Origin of the sequence: Bacillus nitratireducens (assembly GCF_001884135.1) — a bacterium.
Taxonomy (GTDB): domain Bacteria; phylum Bacillota; class Bacilli; order Bacillales; family Bacillaceae_G; genus Bacillus_A; species Bacillus_A nitratireducens.
Genome location: NZ_MAOC01000051.1, coordinates 162804 through 181971 on the forward strand (window position 1 = coordinate 162804; position 19168 = coordinate 181971).

Below are 19168 nucleotides of genomic sequence, written 5' to 3' on the forward strand. Positions count from 1 at the left end.
TTATCCCGTTCTAACGGGCGGTAAACTTTCCAATTATATGAAAGTGAAAAGTTTACCGCACATAAGAACTTTAACGGTTATTAAGAGAGCACCGTTAAGTACTCAAATACACGCTGTGCTTTTTCTCCACCCATTCGAGCATGTTGAAGAAGGGAAATACCATGTGGGCCAGATGCACGTAATGCTTCTGGTTGTGCCACTAAAATAGCTTGTACGACTTCTAACTCTCCAAGCATAGCCGCTGCGAAAATATCCATCCGAGCACCCTTTTCTAGTAAATAAAGAGCAATGTCTTTACGACCTACATGTGCTGCTGCTCCTAACGCACTTTCCCAATCTGAACCGCCCCAATTATAAGAAGCATGAAGTAAGCTAGGTGATTCGAACAAAAGCTCCTGTACCCTTTCTAGATCTCCATGAGCTGCCATAACAAATTCTCTTACTAATTCAGTGGTAATACGTTCTTCTGTTTGCATCGCTCTGCTCCTTTTTTAGAAATTCGTTTCGGTGTAAAAAATGGCTTGTCGCTTCCTTGAAAAATATCTACTTCTATGCCAAATACATGTTGGAACATTTCATGACATAACACTTCTTCTGGTATACCGTCATACTGAAGCTTCCCTCGCTTTAATACGAGTAAACGATCACTATATTGAGCCGCTTGGTTAATGTCATGTAAAACCATTATAATTGTCATACCAAACTCCTCGTTTAATCGTTTCACAAGTTCCATTACTTCCAACTGGTGAACGATATCCAAAAAGGTTGTTGGTTCATCTAATAATAAGACATTTGTACGTTGTGCTAGCGTCATCGCAATCCAAGCACGTTGTCTTTCTCCTCCTGATAAAGATTGCAAAAGGCGATATTCATACCCTGCAAGATTTGTAACAGACAATGCCCAATCAACAATTTCTTCATCTTCTTCATTTAAGCGACCACTCCATGATTTATGGGGGCCTCTTCCGAACTGTATTAACTCTTTCACTGTTAAATCTAATTGATGATCATGCATTTGTGGTAACATCGCTAATTGCTTCGCTACATCCACACTCTTCATCGTATGAATATTTTCCCCATCTAAAATGATATCTCCTTCGCTTTGTTTAAGTAGCCTTGCTATTAAACGAAGCAAAGTAGATTTCCCCGATCCATTCGGACCGATTAAACTAACGATTTCTCCAGCTTTAATATGTACATTCATATTTTGCATTTGAAATCTTTCAGAATGTGCGTAAAACACTTTATTAACGGAAATCACGTTGTTTTCCTCCTCTATGAATTAAATATAAGAAGAACGGACCACCCAAGAAGGACAATAAAATACCAACAGGCAATTCGATTGGATCGAACCAACTTCGAGCTATCGCATCCGCGAAAACAAGTAATATCCCTCCGCCAAGGCATGATAATGGCAGTAAATATTTATAGTCATTTCCAACTAATAAACGTAACATATGTGGTACAACAAGACCGACAAATCCAATAAGTCCGGAAACACTAACCGCAATTCCAGCTAACAATGTACTTACTACTATTAAATAAAACCGACTTCTCTCCACGTTATGCCCTAATAATTTTGCCATTTCATCTCCTAGCATTAATACTCGAATATGCTTAATGCCAAAGAGAGCCAATATAATAGCGAATATTGCATAATAAATAATCATGTTTAAATGCGCCCAACTTACACCACCAATGCCACCAGCTAACCACGGTAACACAGATTGTACTTTATCACTATGTAATAACATTAATGCTGACGTTGCTGCACCAATTAATGCATTGATTGATACACCTACTAAGACGATTCTTGAAGGTGGTGCCCCTTTTTGCCATGATAAAGCATAAATAACCATCGCTGTTATGAACGCACCTAAAAATGCTCCTAGCGGTAAAAAAGCCATATGCTGAGGAAATAGAATCATAATTACAATTGCTACAAGACCTGCTCCGGATGAAACCCCGATAATGCCAGGGTCTGCAAGAGGGTTTCTCATAACCCCTTGCAGTAATGCTCCCGAGGCTGCTAAACATGTTCCTACAATAAACCCAACGAGCACTCTGGGTATACGAAGATCCCATACAATTCGATGAACTGTCGAACCTTCATCTTGTATCCCTGTTAGAATGTCTCCTAAAGAAAAGGATAAACTTCCTGCGAAAAGACCATAAAAAAGACCTAGAATCGTTAATACAACTAAAGTAACTGCTGTTACCCATCTTTTTTTCGCAAAAGGATGTTCCTTTTCTCTTACTGCTTCACTACTCTCCATACTCATCATTTCCTTACATCTTGTATACTTTTATACATAAAGTCCATTGCTTCTGTTACTTTTGTTCCAGGATTTGATCCAAATAAATCTGGCGGCAAAATAACAACACGATTTTGTTTGACTGCATCTAAATTTTTCCACGCTTCATTTTTCATCATTTCGCCTTCAAATGCTTTTTTCACACTATTTGGATCTCCATGTGTAATTAAATAAATTACATCTGGGTTCGCCTCAATAATGCGTTCTACACTTAGCTGTGCATATTGCGGATATTCTTTCATTTCTGGAAAACCAGCTGCAATATTTTTACCGCCCGTTTTTTCTAAAATATCACCTGACAGAGATGTTGGTAACGCTGCTAAATAAGTGCCTGGTGCTCCATATACCAGCAATGCTTTAACGTCACTCTTTTTCTCATATTGCTTCATTTGATCATTAATTTTTTGATTAAGTTCTTTTGCTTTATCTTCTTTCTTCATTACTGTTCCATACATTTCAATACTCTTTTGAATATCTTTTACAGAATTTGCTGAAGAAATGATTACTTTTGTTCCTTGTCCTTCGACCGTTGGAATGTTCTTTTGGAATCCATTATTAGCAACAAGTACATCCGGTTTTAAACTAGCAATTTGCTCAAAATTCGGTTGATGTGCATTTCCGATTACTTGTGCTTTCTTTAATTCCTCTGGGAGAGTTAATTTTGTATCAGGACGACCTACTATTTTCCCACCTAAAGCGTGAATAATATCCAAGTCCCCCATACTCAACGTTGCAAAACTTTCAGGAACTTTATTGAATGTTACCTTTCTTTTTGAGAGATCGGTAATTTCGATTTTGTCTGTTCCTTTTTCTGTTTTTGTTGCAGATGCTTTTTCGTTTTCCTTTGCACTGCAACCTATTAACAAGAAAAAAATAGATAAGATCGCTGTGAACAGCGTAATAGATTTTTTCATTCTTCCACCTCTAATTGATAATGATAATCATTGACTACTATTCTACTTTAATTGATAAGGATTATCATTGTCAACATGAAACGCATACATTTTCTACAAAAAACAAAAAAACGCTACAAAAAGATTTCTTCTTTTCGTAGCGCCCTATTTAACAATTTTCTTCATATTCGCTCTCCTCTAATTGGTCACGCATCGCTTTAACACGCTTAAAGAAGAAAAAAGCAAGAACTAAAAATACAATAATACTTCCCATCATAACAAAAGACTGTACCATACTTTTAATTCCACTTGGAATTAATAAACCGATCATTAAAAATGTACTTATAGCTAAAAGTACTTGTGCAAACCGGGTATAATCTGCTATTTTTTCTTGTAATTCTTTCATCTGCTTATCACTCCCATCCTCACTTTATCACATTCTATCAAGCTTAAAGACAAGTAAATAGAACCAATCTGGGAGATGTTTTCCAAAGTAAAAAAGAGCCGCTTACTCGCGGCTCTTTTTTATCTATTATACGCCTTTATATGCTTCCATATAGATTTCTTTCAGCTCTGAAATGAGCGGTAATTTTGGATTAGCTGTTGTACATTGATCTTCAAAAGCTCTTTCTGCTAATAATGCAACAACTTCTTCAAATTGGTCTTTAGCAACTCCTTGTCCTGCAATACTCATATTTATATTTAAGCTTTTTCCAAGCTCAATAATTGCTTGGACGAGTGATTCCACACCTTCCGCTTTTGAGCTTGCTGGAAGCCCGAGCATTCTCGCAATATGTGCATAGCGTTCATCAGCCACAAAATGCTCATATTTTGGGAACAATGCGTGTTTTCTTGGCTTAATAGCATTATAACGAACTACATGCGGCATAAGAATTGCATTCGCACGCCCATGCGGAATATGGAATTCTGGCCCAATTTTATGTGCTAAACTGTGATTAATACCTAGGAATGCATTTGCAAATGCCATTCCTGCGATTGCGGAAGCGTTATGCATTTTTTCTCGTGCTTCTGCGTCATTTCCGTCTTTATACGCTCTTGGTAAATATTTAAAGACGAGATCAATTGCTTTTAATGCTAATCCATCTGTATAGTCATTTGCCAGAACAGACACATACGCCTCGATTGCATGCGTTAATACGTCCATACCAGTGTCTGCTGTTACATGAGGTGGTACTGTCATTACAAATTGCGGATCAACAATCGCTACATCTGGTGTTAATTCATAATCTGCGAGCGGATACTTTATATTATTTTTCTTATCTGTAATAACCGCAAATGGTGTCACTTCTGACCCTGTTCCTGATGTTGTTGGAATAGCAACAAACTGCGCTTTATTTCCTAATTCCGGATATTTACATGTACGTTTTCTTATATCTAAAAACTTTTGTTTAATGCCATAGAATGTTGTTTCTGGATGCTCATAGAAAAGCCACATCCCTTTCGCTGCATCCATAGCAGAACCACCACCAAGTGCGATAATTACATCTGGCTTAAAACTTCTCATCATTTCCGCACCTTTAAACACAGTTTCATCTGATGGATCTGGCTCAACTTCAAAGAAAACTTCAACTTTCACATCATTTGCATGCTTACGTAAATAGTGTGTAACTGTATCTACATAACCGTGCTCAACCATCCCTGGATCCGTTACAATAAATGCGCGGGAAATGTTAGGCATGTTTGCTAAATATGCTGTCGCATGTTTTTCAAAATAAATTTTGGGTGGTAATTTGAACCACTGCATATTCTTTTTTCTATTTGCCAACCTTTTTATATTTAATAAATGAGTCGCCGTTACGTTTTGGGAAACTGAGTTTTTCCCGTAGGAGCCACAACCAAGCGTAAGTGATGGAATAAATCCATTATATATATCACCGATTCCACCTTGTGATGAAGGTGCATTTACAATGAGACGACAGGCTTTCATACGTAACCCAAATTGTTTTTGTACTTCTTTATTTGTAGAATGGATAACCGCTGAATGCCCTAGGCCACCAAGCTCTAACATTTCTTCGCAATATGTAAATCCTTCTTCTAATGAATTTGCTTTTACACAAGCTAACACTGGGCTCAGTTTCTCACGAGATAGTGGATATGCTGCCCCGATACCTTTAATTTCAGCTACAAGCATTTTTGTATGTTCAGGTACAGTAATTCCTACTAATTCAGCAATATACTGTGCTGATTTCCCAACAATATCACTATTTACTGCACATGTATTTTCATTAATAACAAGCTTTTCTAATTTCTTTCTCTCTTCCTCTGTTACAAAGTAACAATTATTTGCAATCATTTCTATTTTAACATCATCATAAATTTCTTTATCGATAATGATTGCCTGTTCCGATGCACAAATCATACCGTTATCAAATGTTTTCGATAAAATTAAATCATTAACAGCTCGTTTTACATGTGCTGATTTTTCTATATAACACGGTACATTACCAGGACCTACACCAAGTGCTGGTTTACCAGTAGAATAAGCCGATTTCACCATACCAGCCCCTCCAGTTGCTAGAACGAGCGCGACACCATCATGGTTCATTAATTGTTTCGTTGCTTCCACAGAAGGTCTTTCAATCCATTGAATACAATGCTTTGGTGCACCGGCCTTCACTGCTGCATCATATACTGTTTTCGCCGCTGCAACGGAACAATTTTGTGCAGAAGGATGAAATGCGAAAATAATTGGATTTCTCGTTTTTATCGCGATTAACGCTTTAAACATTGTTGTCGACGTTGGGTTCGTTACAGGCGTTACCCCAGCTACTACACCGACAGGTTCTGCAATTTCTATTACTTCTTCATGAGGATCTTCATGAATAATTCCTACCGTTTTATCTTTCTTTATACTATGCCAAATATATTCAGTGGCAAAAATATTTTTTATACATTTGTCTTCATAGACACCACGGCCCGTTTCTTCAACAGCCAATTTCGCAAGCGGCATATGTTGATCAACACCTGCTAGTGCCATTTCATGAACAATGTTGTCAATCTGCTCTTGTGTAAAACTTTCTAATGCTTGTAAAGCTTCTTGACCGTTATTTACTAACGTATCAATCATCTCTTTTACCTCTTGCATTTCATTTACAACTTTCTCTTTGACTACCATGTAAATTTCCTCCTATTCTGTTATCACGGTCTTTATAAGTCCCTATAGGTCATAATAAGTCCCGATTAGCGAAAAAAAATAGAGTTACCGTCCTACATGAATCCCATTGTTTGTGAAATATTTCACAAGTTTGTTCGTGAATAACATTTCATGAATTCAATATACATGAAATCATTTCATTTGTGTATGTCTAATTTGTGAAATATTTCACAAATTAACATAATAAAAATGCACTGCTCTATATTAGCAGTGCATTTTTATTATGCTAGTGCTTGTGCCAAATCTTCAATTAAATCTTCTCCATCTTCAATACCAACAGAGATTCGAATTAATGTATCTGTAATTCCTAATTCTTTACGGCGATCTGCTGGGATTGATGCATGTGTCATTTGAGACGGGATAGAAATTAAACTTTCTACTGCTCCTAAACTTTCAGCAAGTGTGAAATACTGTAACTTCTCAAGTACTCTATTTAACGTTTCCTCACTGTCTACATCAAATGAGATGATTGCACCAAATCCATTCGCCTGTTCTGTTGCTAATTCGTGATTTTGATGTGATTCAAGACCTGGATAATATACTTTATTTACTTTTGGATGGTTATTTAAAAACTCAGCAATTGCGCGTGAATTTATTTCATGCTCTTCCATACGAATCCCTAACGTTTTTAAACCGCGAAGTAGTAGGAAGCTATCTTGTGGTCCAAGAATACCTCCTGTTGAGTTTTGTACGAAATGAAGATCTTCTGCTAGTTGTGGGCTATTTACAACGACTAGGCCTGCAACTACGTCACTATGACCTCCTAAATATTTCGTTGCACTATGAAGTACAATGTCTGCTCCTAAAGAAATTGGCGACTGCCAATATGGCGTCATGAATGTGTTATCAATAATTGTTAATAAATCGTTTTCTTTAGCAAGAGTAGATATTTTCTTAATATCAGTAATTTTTAGTAATGGATTCGTTGGTGTTTCTACATAAATTGCTTTCGTATTTGGGCGAATTGCTTCTACAACTTCCTCTAGGTTTGTTGTATCTACAAATGTATGCTCAATGCCGAAACGATTTAGTATTTTTGTAATCACGCGGTATGTTCCGCCATAAACATCATCTGTTAAAATAACGTGGTCACCTTTTGAGAATAGCATAATAGTTGCTGTAATAGCAGCCATTCCTGAGCCAAATGCAAATCCAGCATGACCGTTTTCTAATACAGCAATCATTTCTTCTAAAGCTGCACGTGTTGGGTTGCCTGTACGTGAATATTCATATCCTTGATGCTTACCAACTGCTTCTTGTTTGTACGTACTTGTTTGATAGATCGGTACGTTTACAGATCCAGTTGAAGGTTCTCCTATGCGAATACCATGAATTAACTTTGTCTTTGCTCTCATTTTCTATTCCCATCCTTTGTATATGTCTTTGCTTAAATAGCGCTCACTACTATCAGGAAAAATCGTTACAATATTTGTACCTGGTGTTGCTTTCTCTGCCTCAAGTAAGCTCGCATGAAATGCTGCTCCTGAAGAGCTTCCAACAAGAAGGCCTTCCTTTTGCGCCAATTCTTTCACTCGTAAAAATGCATGTCGATCAGAAATCGTATGAATTCCATCAAAATAAGATGTTTTTAAAAATGGTGGAATGAATTCAAGACCAATTCCTTCTGTTTCATGTGAACCAGCTTTACCGCCATTTAAAATAGAGCCTTCTGGTTCTACAATAACCGTTTTAATATCAATGTTTTTCTCTTTCAAATAAGATGCAGTTCCCATAAACGTACCGCCAGTTCCTGCCCCTGCAACAAATATGTTAATCTCTCCATTCAGTGCCGACCAAAGTTCAGGTCCTAGCGTTTTAAAATAAGCACGAGGGTTTGCTTCATTCGCAAACTGACTTGGAGAGTATGAATTTGGTATTTCCTTTACTAATTCTTTTGCCTTTGCAATTGCGCCGGTCATTCCTTGCTCAGTCGGTGTATGCACAACCGTTGCACCTAGCGCTTTCATTAATTCTTGCTTTTCAATACTAAATTTCTCTGGTACACAAACGATGACACGTAAATCATGTTCTAACGCTGCAAGTGCCAGTCCAATGCCAGTATTTCCAGCCGTCGGTTCAATAATTGTTCCGCCCTGGGTAACAAGCCCCTTTTCTAACGCATCTTCGATTAATTCTCTTCCTAAACGATCCTTAACGCTTCCGCCTGGGTTGTAAAATTCAAGCTTTGCAAATAAACGGACTCCTTCTGGAAGTGAAAAACGAGTAATTTCTACAATTGGTGTATGACCAATCAATTCATGAACGCCACGATATACATTCATCGTGTTCTCCCCCTTATTTGCCAATAAAGAAAAGGCAACTGTATGTATTTTCTTTATATGAGACAGTTGCCTTTTTGTTACATTACTTTAACTCTTCTAGTACTTTTACGATAAAGTTTGTAGAATGAAGAGCTGCTTGATCTAAAAATTGATCAAATGAAACATTTGATTCTTTACCAGCAATATCAGAAAGTGCACGAATAATAACAAACGGAACTTCATATTGGTGGCATACTTGTGCAACAGCTGCTGCTTCCATTTCTACTGCATAAAGATCTTCAAATTTATCACGAATTGCCGCAACGCGGTTCGGATCACTCATAAATGAATCGCCTGTTGCAATCATACCTTTTACAACTTGAATATTTTCTTCTGCCTGCATACATTTCTCAGCTAATGCAACTAATGCGTCATCAGCTTTAAATCCAGGCGGCATTCCTGGCACTTGACCATATTCATAGTTAAATGCTGTTACATCTACGTCATGGTGACGAACTTCTGTTGAAATAACCACATCTCCAACATTTAAAGAGTGATGGAATCCACCAGCTGAACCAGTATTAATTACTTTTTCAGGCTTATATCTTTCTAATAAAATCGTCGTTGACATCGCTGCGTTTACTTTACCAATACCAGACTTTAACAAGATTACTTCATGTCCTGCTAATAGCCCTTTCGTAAATTCACAACCTGCAACAGTTTCTGTTTCTGCTTGTTCTAGTTTGTCACGTAAAATACGTACTTCTTCTTCCATTGCTCCAATTACAGCAATTCTCAATCTAATCCCTCTTTCTATTGCTTAGTTGCCTCCATTACCCAAACGAAATGATTTAATCTCGTGAACGTTACATGGAAGCCATTGTTTTCAAAAATAGATTGCATGATAGGAATACGTGTATAGTATTCTGTTTGCAAATCGTTTGCTAACTGATGAAAACCTCTTTGTTTTGCTGTTTCAACAGTTTTATCATATGCATCTTGATCTGCAAATATTGTATCAGCAAACACTATTTTACCACCTTTGTTTAGCAATTGACTATACTTCGCAATCGCTACGTCTTTTTCTTCATCTGTTAAATGATGAAATGCATAGGTGCTCACAATGGTATCAATTGAATTTGGAACTTCGAATGAAAGAAAATCACCTTCTGTAATTGAAAACTTTTGCGGCAATTTTTCTTTAGCAATCATGCGCATTTCGCGTGACGGTTCTATACCGTAAACTGTACGACCAGCAAGTAATAATTTATTTGTTAAATTGCCAGTACCAACACCAAATTCTAATACGTTACCAAATGACTTGTTAACTACATCCTCTAAAATGTCCTCATAACGGGCGAAAACTTCTTTATATTGTATATCTTCACCTTGTACGAATGAGTCGTACGTATGAGCCCACTCATCAAATAAACCATTAAATTCTGTCCCCATAAAAATTCCCCTTTTTCTTATCGGTTTTATCAGTATAATATGCCCTCTTTCTAAAAATGTCAATTGAAATGTACATGGTATTTCCTTCTTTTCTTTGTTACACTATAGGTGATTACATAGGAGAGGGGTCGTCTTCGTGTCATTTACCTTTGAAATGTTAGAAGATAAAGTAGAGTTTTTTGAAGCGGGAGACTTAGCTTCTTTAGAACGAAAAATTAGTGAACAAATCGATAATAATAAAGCACTTATGCTTGAGGTTCATCACATCTCGCATCAAATGGTTATGGATCCGGAAAGCAAAAGACCATATTATAGCGCGGTTGTTCATTTTAAATTAAAAAAATTACGCTAACTAAAAAAGAGAAGCTCATAAGAGCTTCTCTTTTTTAGTTTAGAGTTTGAACAAGTACTGGTTTCCAGCCTTCATTGTCTACCCAATCAATATTTACATAATATTTTTTACCTGATTGTTTATCTTGTACGTTACCGTAAGCTTTATTCTTACCGTTATTTCCGATTCTATGAATAACTAATTGCTCTACTGGAACGTCAATTGCAGCGGAAATTGCTTGATTCATCTCATTCCAATCTGCTGTACCTTTTTTAAACGTCATCGCAGGTGTTGCGCCTTGCTCTGTACCTACTGGCTTCCAAGAAGATTTCGTATAAGCATCGGTTGCCTTTGGCTGTGTTTTTTCAGCTGGTACTTTCTCGTTAGCTTTCGCTTCTTCTTCAGCTTTTTTCTGTTCTTCTTCAGCCTTTTGCTTCTCTTCTTCCTTCTTCTTAGCTTCTGCCTTCTCTTGCTCGTTCTTCTTCGTCTCTTCTTTACCTTTAGCTTTCTCAGCTTTATTCTCTTTTGTTGTTTGCTGAGCTACTTTTTTATCACTAGAAGACGCTTGCTCTTTTGTTTCAGGAACAAACAATTGATATGCCACAATAGCTACTGCTACTAATACAATAGCGATTGCAATATTTAAAACACCGTTTTGACGACGTTTTTGTTGTTTCTGTTGGAATCTAGATCCTCCTGCCATTCTTCAAACCTCCATGCAGTTTTTCATACTTGCTATTGTAACATTAAATCTAGAAAGGTTGAACATTTACAATAATATTTTCACGAAATGAAAACATTTCATAAATAATTGCAAGATTACTTTTCATTTTCTAATCTATGAATTGCTTCTACCAGTTCTGTAAAAACGGGTGTAACTACATTTTTGTTACTATCTGTTTCTATATCAACTACAACTAAAGCATACCTTGGATTTTCATATGGAAAATAACCTGCAAACCAGCGATTCACCTTTTCTCCTTTTCCTGTTTGTGCCGTTCCAGATTTTCCGGCAACATTTAGTGGTAACGAACGGAACACTGTTCCCGTTCCTTTCTCCGTCGTTACAACACCTCTTAATAATTCTTGTAGCTTTTTCACCGTTTCATAAGAAAGCTGTTTCCCAGTTAATTCATGATTTTCAAATGTAAAAAAGTCGGTTCCATTTTTATACACTATTTTTTTTACAGCTTTCACTTCCAACTTCTCTCCATCTCTAGCAATTGTCGCCATCATATTCGCTATAGCTAGAGGCGACACGCGTACATCTTTTTGTCCAATCATCGTTTGAGCAATGGCTTTTCTACTAACTTTATTTTCTTCACTTCTCCAAATTACAGCATTCTTTTCTTCTGGTAATTGCTCAAATTCCGATGTATGAAATACCGAACCTTTCCACCCTACCTTCTTACTTGCTCCTAAGGCCCCTAAATACGTTTCTAACACATCCCTATCCTTTTGCATTAGTTCATCACCTAATACAGCAAACGTTCGATTACAGCTTCTAGCAAAGCTTTCCTTAAAGTTTAATGACCCCATCATAACTTGTGGAAGATTTTCACCGTATAAATCCGTATTACAGTTAAATACACGGTTAAATCGCACCAAATTTTGATCAATTGCCGCCGCTGCAACTACTGTTTTAAAAACAGATCCAGGAAAATGAGGAGTTAACATTTGATTTTCCAGTGTTGCTTTGTATGCGCTCCTATCATTCATCTGTAAAGATGGCTTACTTACCATTGCTAAAACTTCACTATTTTTTATGTCTAGTAATACTAATCCACCTTTTTTTATTCCGTTTTCATTTATAATCTGTTCAGCTTGCCGTTGCAACGTTTTATGTAACGTTGTTTGAATAGTAACTGGATAAAATGGATTTCCTGGTGAAGTGTATTTTGCCTGCTTCCCGAAAATCGGCTCTCCTTGCCGATCCACTTGATATAGTACTTTTGCTTCTCCATCAGTAAGTAAAAATTCATCAAATGATTGTTGCAATCCGGAAATACCAATTGGCGTTTGTTCCGAAAGTTTTTTCATTTCTCCATAGCGCTTTTGAAATTCCTGTTCATTCTCTCCCACATCACCAATTAAATGATTTACCTCTCCCGTTTGCTTCAATCGAGCTTCTGCTGCTACAATGCCTAAAGTATCTAACTGATTTACCTTCTCCATCTGCTCAACCGTTAATTGAAATGGGATATTCCCCCTTTGTAATATAAATGCTTTATTCTTACTTTTCATTTGCAGTCTTATCTCTTGTCTCGACAAACCAATGATATGCGAAATTTTCTCTAACATGTCATTTTTTATTTGTAAAAATGGAAAAATAATTAGAACTGGATATTTCTCTTCACCGATTTCCTTACCATTTCGATCTGTAAAGTGCCCTCTTCCATTATCTACTGTAAGTGATTGCGTTCGCTGCGTAACACTTTTTTCAATTAAATTGATATTTTGGTCAGTAAATGATTCCGTATCTAAAATCTGTATTTGGATTAAGCGACAAAGTAGTAAAAACATTACACTCATAAAACAAATTAAAACAACTGTAATTCTCCGTTTTATTTTCATAAAAAACACCTCGTCTCATGTAGTTTAGACGAGGTGTTTCATCTTTTATACAAATAAAAAAATCACCCGTTTTTACACGAGTGATTTTTACGTTATTTTACAGAGATAATCTCTACTTGCATTTCTCCACCTGGTGTTTGAATTGCTACCTTCTCACCAATTTGCTTACCTAATAAACTTTTTGCGATTGGAGAATCGTTAGAAATTCTTCCTTCAAATGGATCTGCTTCTGCGCTACCTACGATTGTGTAAGATTCTTCATCTCCACCTGGTAACTCTTTAAATGTTACTGTTTTACCTAATGTAACAACTGTAGATTCTTCACCGTTATCTGTGATGATAACTGCGTTACGAATCATGTTTTCTAATTGTGTAATACGTCCTTCTACGAACGCTTGCTCATCTTTTGCTGCATCGTACTCAGAGTTCTCAGAAAGATCTCCGAAGCTACGTGCAATCTTAATGCGCTCTACAACCTCTTTACGTTTTACCGTTTTTAAATCCTCAAGTTCGTTCTCTAGCTTTTGCTTACCCTCTTGCGTCATTGGGTATGTTTTTTCTGTTGCCATATTTTCCACTCCTTTTATATACCAATCCCCTGAAAAAAAGAGGAGTTCCATATGAAAACTCCCCCACTTATATGTGTAGCGGAGGTTTCTAGTACGCTTGCACTAGCGGAGTTGTCACATACAACCCCGTATTCCCAATTCTTCTTTATATAAAGAAGATATGTATGGAAAGTTGATATAAATATGCCCTCACCTATATATAGATGAGGTTGCATGTTTCATTGTATTCGATAGGAAGGGAAAAAATCCCTTCCTATCGTATATCTTTTACTATGCTATTACAAATTTACTTTTTGTTCAAGAATTGTTGCAATTTTTGTCACCATAATATCAATTGCAACATGGTTTTGTCCACCTTCAGGGATAATAATATCCGCAAATTTCTTAGAAGGCTCAATAAATTGATTGTGCATTGGACGTACAACAGTTACGTATTGATCAATAACTGAATCCATCGTACGACCACGCTCTTCAATATCACGCTGCATGCGGCGTAAAATACGAAGATCCGCGTCTGTATCAACGAATAGCTTAATGTCCATTAACTCACAAAGACGTGGGTCTTCTAAAATAAGAATTCCTTCTAAAATGATTACATCTTTCGGCTCAACTGGAATAATTTCTTCTGAACGCGTATGCAATGTATAGTCATATACAGGCTTATCAATTTGCTCATATGCAAGCAACTGCTGCAAATGTTCAATTAACAGATCATTATCAAACGCAAGCGGATGATCATAATTTGTTTTTAAACGCTCTTCCATTGGTAAATGGCTTTGATCTTTGTAATAATAATCTTGCTCCAAGATTAAAATGGAATGACCTTTAAAATGGTCAAAAATCGCTTTCGTTACACTTGTTTTTCCTGATCCTGAACCACCAGCGATTCCAATTACAACAGGCTTATTCGTCCCCATTCGACTACCACTCTTTCTTATTGAAGTATGTTTTTGCGCATCATATTATTCACATACACTGGTTGATCCACTTTGAATTTCACGATTTGCAACGGATGTCTCGCTGCATCTAATTCGTTTCCATCCTCATCCCAAATTTTCTCCACCGTCTGCGTAAAGTTTTCTATTTCTGGTCCAAAGAACTCCACTTCATGTCCTGGTTTGAAGTGATTACGTTGCTCAAGCGTTACGATGCCCGTTTCTTCATTATAATCTAACACTAAACCAGCAAAATCATACGTTGTTTTCTTACTATGATTTCCAAACATTTGCTCTTGATGTCCTGGAACCCCTTCAAAGAATGCAGGAGCTGTGTCACGATTTGCACATTTATCAAGCTCATCTAACCACTCTTGTTTAAACTCAAAGTTATCCGGATCCGCACAATACGCATCAATTACTTTACGATATACAGTTGCCACAGTCGCTACGTAATGGATAGATTTCATACGTCCTTCAACTTTTAAGCTATCAATTCCAATTTCAATCATTTTCGGAATTGATAAAATTAAATTTAAATCTTTTGGACTCATCGCAAAGTGAGCATCTTCTTCTTGGAATAAAGGAAGCTCTTTTGCATCTTTATGTTGTGATACCGTTTGAACTAAATCATAGTCCCAGCGACAAGATTGACAACAACCACCACGGTTAGAGTCACGCGCTGTCATATGGTTACTTAATGTACATCTTCCTGAATATGCGATACACATTGCACCATGGACGAATGCTTCAATTTCAATATCCACTTTGTCCTTAATTTCTTTCATCTCTTCATAGCTTGCTTCACGAGCTAATACAAGACGATGTAAACCTTCTTCTTTCCAATACTGTGCTGCTTTCCAGTTGGATAGCGATTGTTGTGTACTTAAATGCACCTCAACAGAAGGTGCTACACGTTTACATGTCTCAATAATAAGCGGATCAGCAACGATAATTCCCGTTACGCCAGCTTTTTCAATCCCTTTTAAATATTCCTCTAGCCCGTCCATATTTTCATTATGTGCAAAAATATTTGTTGTTACATATATTTTCGCTCCATATTTCTTTGCAAATTCAACGCCTTCTGCCATGTCTTCCAGCGTAAAGTTACCTGCATTCGAACGAAGACCAAATTCTTGTCCACCTAAATATACAGCATCTGCCCCATAATGGATAGCTACTTTTAATTTTTCTAAGTTACCCGCAGGGATTAACAGTTCAGGTTTCTTCACAATAACGCGTTTGCCATCGATCACTCGTGAAATTTCTTGTACAGTCATTTCCTACACCCTCCTCGTTTAGTAAACCGTCTCTTTAAAGAAGAATCCTGTATCTAATGGACGATTTACTGGTTGCATTTCTTCTATCTCTTTATATAAATCGTCTTTCACGTCATAATACGCATCACGATCTTCTACACATAAATCAATTGCTTTACGATATTTCTTTGTTACCTCAATAATGTATTCAGAACTTTTTAGGACACCATCAATTTTTAAGCTATCCACTTCAGCGTCGATTAGTTCCTCTAACTCATCAATGAAACAAATATCGTTCGGACTCATAATGTGAGTACCATTTTCATCTTCATAAATTGGATATTTATTATTACGCTCTGGATCGTACAAGAACATATTCTCTTCATACTTTTTCTTTTCAATGTCGAGATTACGACCTTGATACTCAAAGTAGTTTCCTACTAATGAACGCTTTGATTGGAACATGCAAGTCATACCGTGAATTTGCACTTCAAGTTCCACTTCCGCATTTTCTTTTAATTCAACAATTTCATCTAAGCTAAGTTCACGAGCTAATACAGCGCGTTTCGCCCCTCTTTGCCCCCAATAGTTACAAGTAAACCAGTTTGTTGCTGTCGTTTCTGTATTCCAGTGCAACTTCATGTTTGGTGCAACTTCACGAACAGCCATTAATACCGCTGGATCTCCGAAAACAATCGCATCTACATTTATCTCATTTAAAAATGCAACGTAGTCTGTTAATTCTTCTACTTTATCATTGTGGAACATCGCATTCATTGCAACGTATGCTTTCACACCATTTTCATGTGCAATTTTAACAGCTTGTTTTACATCTTCACGTGAAAATTCCCCTGCTAAACGTAAACCAAACTTTTGTTCACCGATCATTACTGCATCTGCTCCTGCTTTTGCAAGAGGTTCGATATCCGCCACTGCTCTAGGCGTTATTAACAATTCAGGTTTCTTCATACCTTTGTCACCCTTTCTTTTTACTTACAGCCACTCCATCACCAATCGGGAAAATCGTTGTATCATATCCTTCATGGTTCATAAGCCATTCATTGTACGTCTTAATACGACGAATCAAACCACGTGTACGTCTATTTTCAATTTTCTCTTTTGTCGTTACAAGACCATGATACATAACATTATCTGAAATAATTACGCCACCAGGATTTAATAACGGTTCATATAAGTCAAAAAAGCGACGATATTGCCCTTTCGCTGCATCAATAAAAATAACATCAAATGTTCCATGTTCTTTCACTTGTTCGCCTGTTTCTAAAGCATCACCGTAAATAACAGAAATGCGATCTGTTACTGGAGAACGTTCTATATATTCAAGTGCCTTTTCATATCGTTCACGATTGCGCTCTACTGTCACAATACGTGAATTTGGAATAGCTTCCATCATACGAATACTAGAATAACCGATTGCTGTTCCAAGTTCTAAAATGCTTTTCGGCCCAATTAAACGTAAAAATTGCAGCATAAATTCCATTCCAAGTCGATCCATAATCGGCACATGGTTTTCTGTTGCATACTCTTCCATTTCAAGAATTAATTTATCTTTTGGATCAATAAATGATAATAGGTACTCGTTAACTGCATCCTCCATAATTGGTCCTCCTTATTTACATGGAGAAGTGCCTCTATGACGCGTCAATCTTTGTCTTTTCACACATAGAATGCAATAAAAATACAAGCCAGCTTCACCCTTAGCTTGTACGTCCCGTTTTGATATTAAAAACGATTCTTCTGCCAGTTTTTAACCCGATATATTTTACCACAAAAAAGAGGGATGTGCGACCTTTTTCGCTATCCCTCCCCGTTTCACTGTTTTTTCGTAATATATTTTTGCTTTAATGCATTATGTTCTTCTAATGTTTTCGCATAATACACTTCACCACTTGGTGCAGCTAAGAAATAATAATACTCTGTTTGCGCAGGCTCTAACGCCGCTTCCACTGAATGTTTCCCTGAGTTTGCAATCGGCCCAACTGGCAATCCTTTCACAACATACGTATTGTACGGTGAGTTTACTTTTAAATCCTCATATAATACGCGTTGTTTATGCTTTCCAAGCGCGTATAACACTGTCGGATCTGTTTGAAGTGGCATACCTTTTGCTAAACGATTATAGAAAACACTAGAGATCTTTTGACGATCTGTAAAGCCCGTTGCCTCTTCTTCAATAAGTGAAGACAATGTTAAAAGCTGATGAACATCCCAGTTTTTCGCTTTCATTTTTGCCTCGTTTTGAACAATAATTGCATTCGTTTTCTCAAGCATTGGAATTACGATTTCTTCTAACGTTGTATCTTTTTTATAGAAAGAATACGTCGCTGGATATAGATAGCCTTCTAATGGATATTTAATATTGCTATCAAAAATTTTATCAGTCAATAACTTCGGATACTTTTGCTGCATTTTTTGAATAAATGCTTTATCGTTTAATTGACGCACAACATCATCTTTATTCCACTTTAATTCTGCCGCAATCACTTCTGCAATTTCAGTTACTTGCGCCCCTTCTTTAATCGTTACTTTATAAAGAGCTGGACGATGCACGTTACCGGATGACATTTGTTCGATAACATCTTTAGCATTCATCGAAGGATTTAATAAATATGTACCTGCTTGTAAACTTTTCGATTTAGCCTTTGTATAAAAACTAAAAACTGTACCGCTTTTCACAGCACCTTTTTCTTCTAAAATTTCACCAATTTTACTTGTAGATGATCCTTTTGGGATCTCTACTTCAATCTCTTTTTTATTCTCGCTATCAACTGGTCCTAATGCCGATGAAATATATGCATAGACTGAACCACAAACTAAGAGCAATGCAATAATCGAAAATAAAAAAATGCGTCTACGCTTCTTTTTCACTTGATTCTCTACCAAAACTCTTCCTCCTTATTCAATTGTAGACCGTATGTACATATTTCTATACAATACGATATAAAAACACAATAAATTTATTTATCTTTTTTAGATAGATATTTTATTTTTCTACAATCCGTCTCATTATACTACAAAGACTTACACAGTTTCGACAAAAAATCTTTCATTTTACATATAAAAAAAGATGGACTGTATGTCGTCCATCTTTTCAGTACTATTATTCTGCTTCTTGCTCATCAGCAAGAGTGTTGAACATTTCTTGTACCATTTCCCACTCTTCTTCAGATTCGATTGGAAGTAAAGTTCCGCCCTCTTCTTCATTTTGCTCATAAGCCATTGCATCATAAATTTGGTCTCCATCTTCGTCTACTTCACCGATTGGAGAGAAGACTACGTATGATTTTTTGCCAAACTTTTCAGCATCAAAAGTGAAAACAATCTCACATAAATGTTCGTTACCTTTTTCGTCTACAATTGTAATTTGATTTTCTTCCATTTTG

Annotated in this window: 20 protein-coding genes; 1 reads left to right on the forward strand and 19 read right to left on the reverse strand. The window is 36.7% G+C overall.

Going from position 1 to position 19168, the window contains the following annotated elements; genetic code table 11:
* Positions 1–80: 80 nt before the first annotated feature.
* The 10 genes from BAU23_RS16790 to BAU23_RS16840 form a co-directional block, all read right to left on the reverse strand.
* The gene (locus BAU23_RS16790) at positions 81–476 is read right to left on the reverse strand and encodes an ankyrin repeat domain-containing protein (RefSeq protein WP_001192768.1); all 396 of its coding nucleotides are present in this window, start codon (positions 474–476) and stop codon (positions 81–83) included.
* On the reverse strand, positions 443–1261 hold the full coding sequence (locus BAU23_RS16795) for an ABC transporter ATP-binding protein (RefSeq protein WP_000626523.1): 819 nt from the start codon (positions 1259–1261) through the stop codon (positions 443–445). The genes BAU23_RS16790 and BAU23_RS16795 overlap by 34 nt, the downstream gene beginning before the upstream one ends.
* Positions 1248–2276 (reverse strand): FecCD family ABC transporter permease, encoded by a 1029-nt coding sequence (locus BAU23_RS16800; protein WP_002094405.1) that lies wholly within the window; start codon positions 2274–2276, stop codon positions 1248–1250. The genes BAU23_RS16795 and BAU23_RS16800 overlap by 14 nt, the downstream gene beginning before the upstream one ends.
* A gap of 5 nt (positions 2277–2281) precedes the next feature.
* Complete coding sequence (locus BAU23_RS16805) at positions 2282–3229, reverse strand: helical backbone metal receptor (RefSeq protein ID WP_000748447.1); 948 nt, start codon at positions 3227–3229, stop codon at positions 2282–2284.
* 148 nt (positions 3230–3377) lie between these two features.
* Positions 3378–3614 (reverse strand): YrhC family protein, encoded by a 237-nt coding sequence (locus BAU23_RS16815; protein ID WP_000661438.1) that lies wholly within the window; start codon positions 3612–3614, stop codon positions 3378–3380.
* Between the two features lie 126 nt (positions 3615–3740).
* Positions 3741–6344 carry a bifunctional acetaldehyde-CoA/alcohol dehydrogenase gene (gene adhE / locus BAU23_RS16820; RefSeq protein WP_071734842.1) on the reverse strand — a complete coding sequence of 868 codons (2604 nt, stop codon included), beginning with the start codon at positions 6342–6344 and terminating at the stop codon, positions 3741–3743.
* A 260-nt stretch (positions 6345–6604) separates the two neighbouring features.
* Positions 6605–7738, reverse strand: coding sequence for a bifunctional cystathionine gamma-lyase/homocysteine desulfhydrase (locus BAU23_RS16825; protein ID WP_001201901.1), 1134 nt, complete (start codon positions 7736–7738; stop codon positions 6605–6607).
* A gap of 3 nt (positions 7739–7741) precedes the next feature.
* Positions 7742–8665, reverse strand: coding sequence for an O-acetylserine dependent cystathionine beta-synthase (locus tag BAU23_RS16830; protein ID WP_071734843.1), 924 nt, complete (start codon positions 8663–8665; stop codon positions 7742–7744).
* An 82-nt stretch (positions 8666–8747) separates the two neighbouring features.
* Positions 8748–9443, reverse strand: coding sequence for a 5'-methylthioadenosine/S-adenosylhomocysteine nucleosidase (gene mtnN / locus BAU23_RS16835; RefSeq protein ID WP_001217032.1), 696 nt, complete (start codon positions 9441–9443; stop codon positions 8748–8750).
* 14 nt (positions 9444–9457) lie between these two features.
* Entirely contained in the window at positions 9458–10096 is a 639-nt protein-coding gene (locus tag BAU23_RS16840) for a class I SAM-dependent DNA methyltransferase (protein ID WP_000536336.1), read from the reverse strand.
* A gap of 136 nt (positions 10097–10232) precedes the next feature.
* Between BAU23_RS16840 and BAU23_RS16845 the strand changes: the two genes are divergently transcribed.
* A complete protein-coding gene (locus BAU23_RS16845; RefSeq protein WP_000010984.1) occupies positions 10233–10448 on the forward strand; it encodes a YrzA family protein in 216 nt (71 codons plus the stop codon).
* A gap of 34 nt (positions 10449–10482) precedes the next feature.
* Here the strand turns inward: BAU23_RS16845 and BAU23_RS16850 are convergent, their stop codons facing one another.
* The 9 genes from BAU23_RS16850 to BAU23_RS16890 form a co-directional block, all read right to left on the reverse strand.
* Positions 10483–11130 carry a YrrS family protein gene (locus BAU23_RS16850; protein ID WP_000907115.1) on the reverse strand — a complete coding sequence of 216 codons (648 nt, stop codon included), beginning with the start codon at positions 11128–11130 and terminating at the stop codon, positions 10483–10485.
* A gap of 116 nt (positions 11131–11246) precedes the next feature.
* Entirely contained in the window at positions 11247–13001 is a 1755-nt protein-coding gene (locus BAU23_RS16855) for a peptidoglycan D,D-transpeptidase FtsI family protein (protein ID WP_000695160.1), read from the reverse strand.
* A gap of 92 nt (positions 13002–13093) precedes the next feature.
* Entirely contained in the window at positions 13094–13570 is a 477-nt protein-coding gene (gene greA, locus BAU23_RS16860; protein ID WP_000179964.1) for a transcription elongation factor GreA, read from the reverse strand.
* A 278-nt stretch (positions 13571–13848) separates the two neighbouring features.
* Positions 13849–14487, reverse strand: coding sequence for a uridine kinase (gene udk, locus BAU23_RS16865; protein ID WP_000537077.1), 639 nt, complete (start codon positions 14485–14487; stop codon positions 13849–13851).
* 17 nt (positions 14488–14504) lie between these two features.
* On the reverse strand, positions 14505–15785 hold the full coding sequence (locus BAU23_RS16870; RefSeq protein WP_000217960.1) for a peptidase U32 family protein: 1281 nt from the start codon (positions 15783–15785) through the stop codon (positions 14505–14507).
* A gap of 18 nt (positions 15786–15803) precedes the next feature.
* Positions 15804–16733, reverse strand: coding sequence for a peptidase U32 family protein (locus tag BAU23_RS16875; protein ID WP_071734844.1), 930 nt, complete (start codon positions 16731–16733; stop codon positions 15804–15806).
* A 7-nt stretch (positions 16734–16740) separates the two neighbouring features.
* Positions 16741–17382, reverse strand: coding sequence for an O-methyltransferase (locus tag BAU23_RS16880; RefSeq protein WP_000389099.1), 642 nt, complete (start codon positions 17380–17382; stop codon positions 16741–16743).
* Between the two features lie 215 nt (positions 17383–17597).
* On the reverse strand, positions 17598–18668 hold the full coding sequence (mltG, locus tag BAU23_RS16885; RefSeq protein WP_071734845.1) for an endolytic transglycosylase MltG: 1071 nt from the start codon (positions 18666–18668) through the stop codon (positions 17598–17600).
* Between the two features lie 217 nt (positions 18669–18885).
* Positions 18886–19164 carry a DUF1292 domain-containing protein gene (locus tag BAU23_RS16890; protein WP_000392249.1) on the reverse strand — a complete coding sequence of 93 codons (279 nt, stop codon included), beginning with the start codon at positions 19162–19164 and terminating at the stop codon, positions 18886–18888.
* Between the last annotated feature and the right edge of the window lie 4 nt (positions 19165–19168).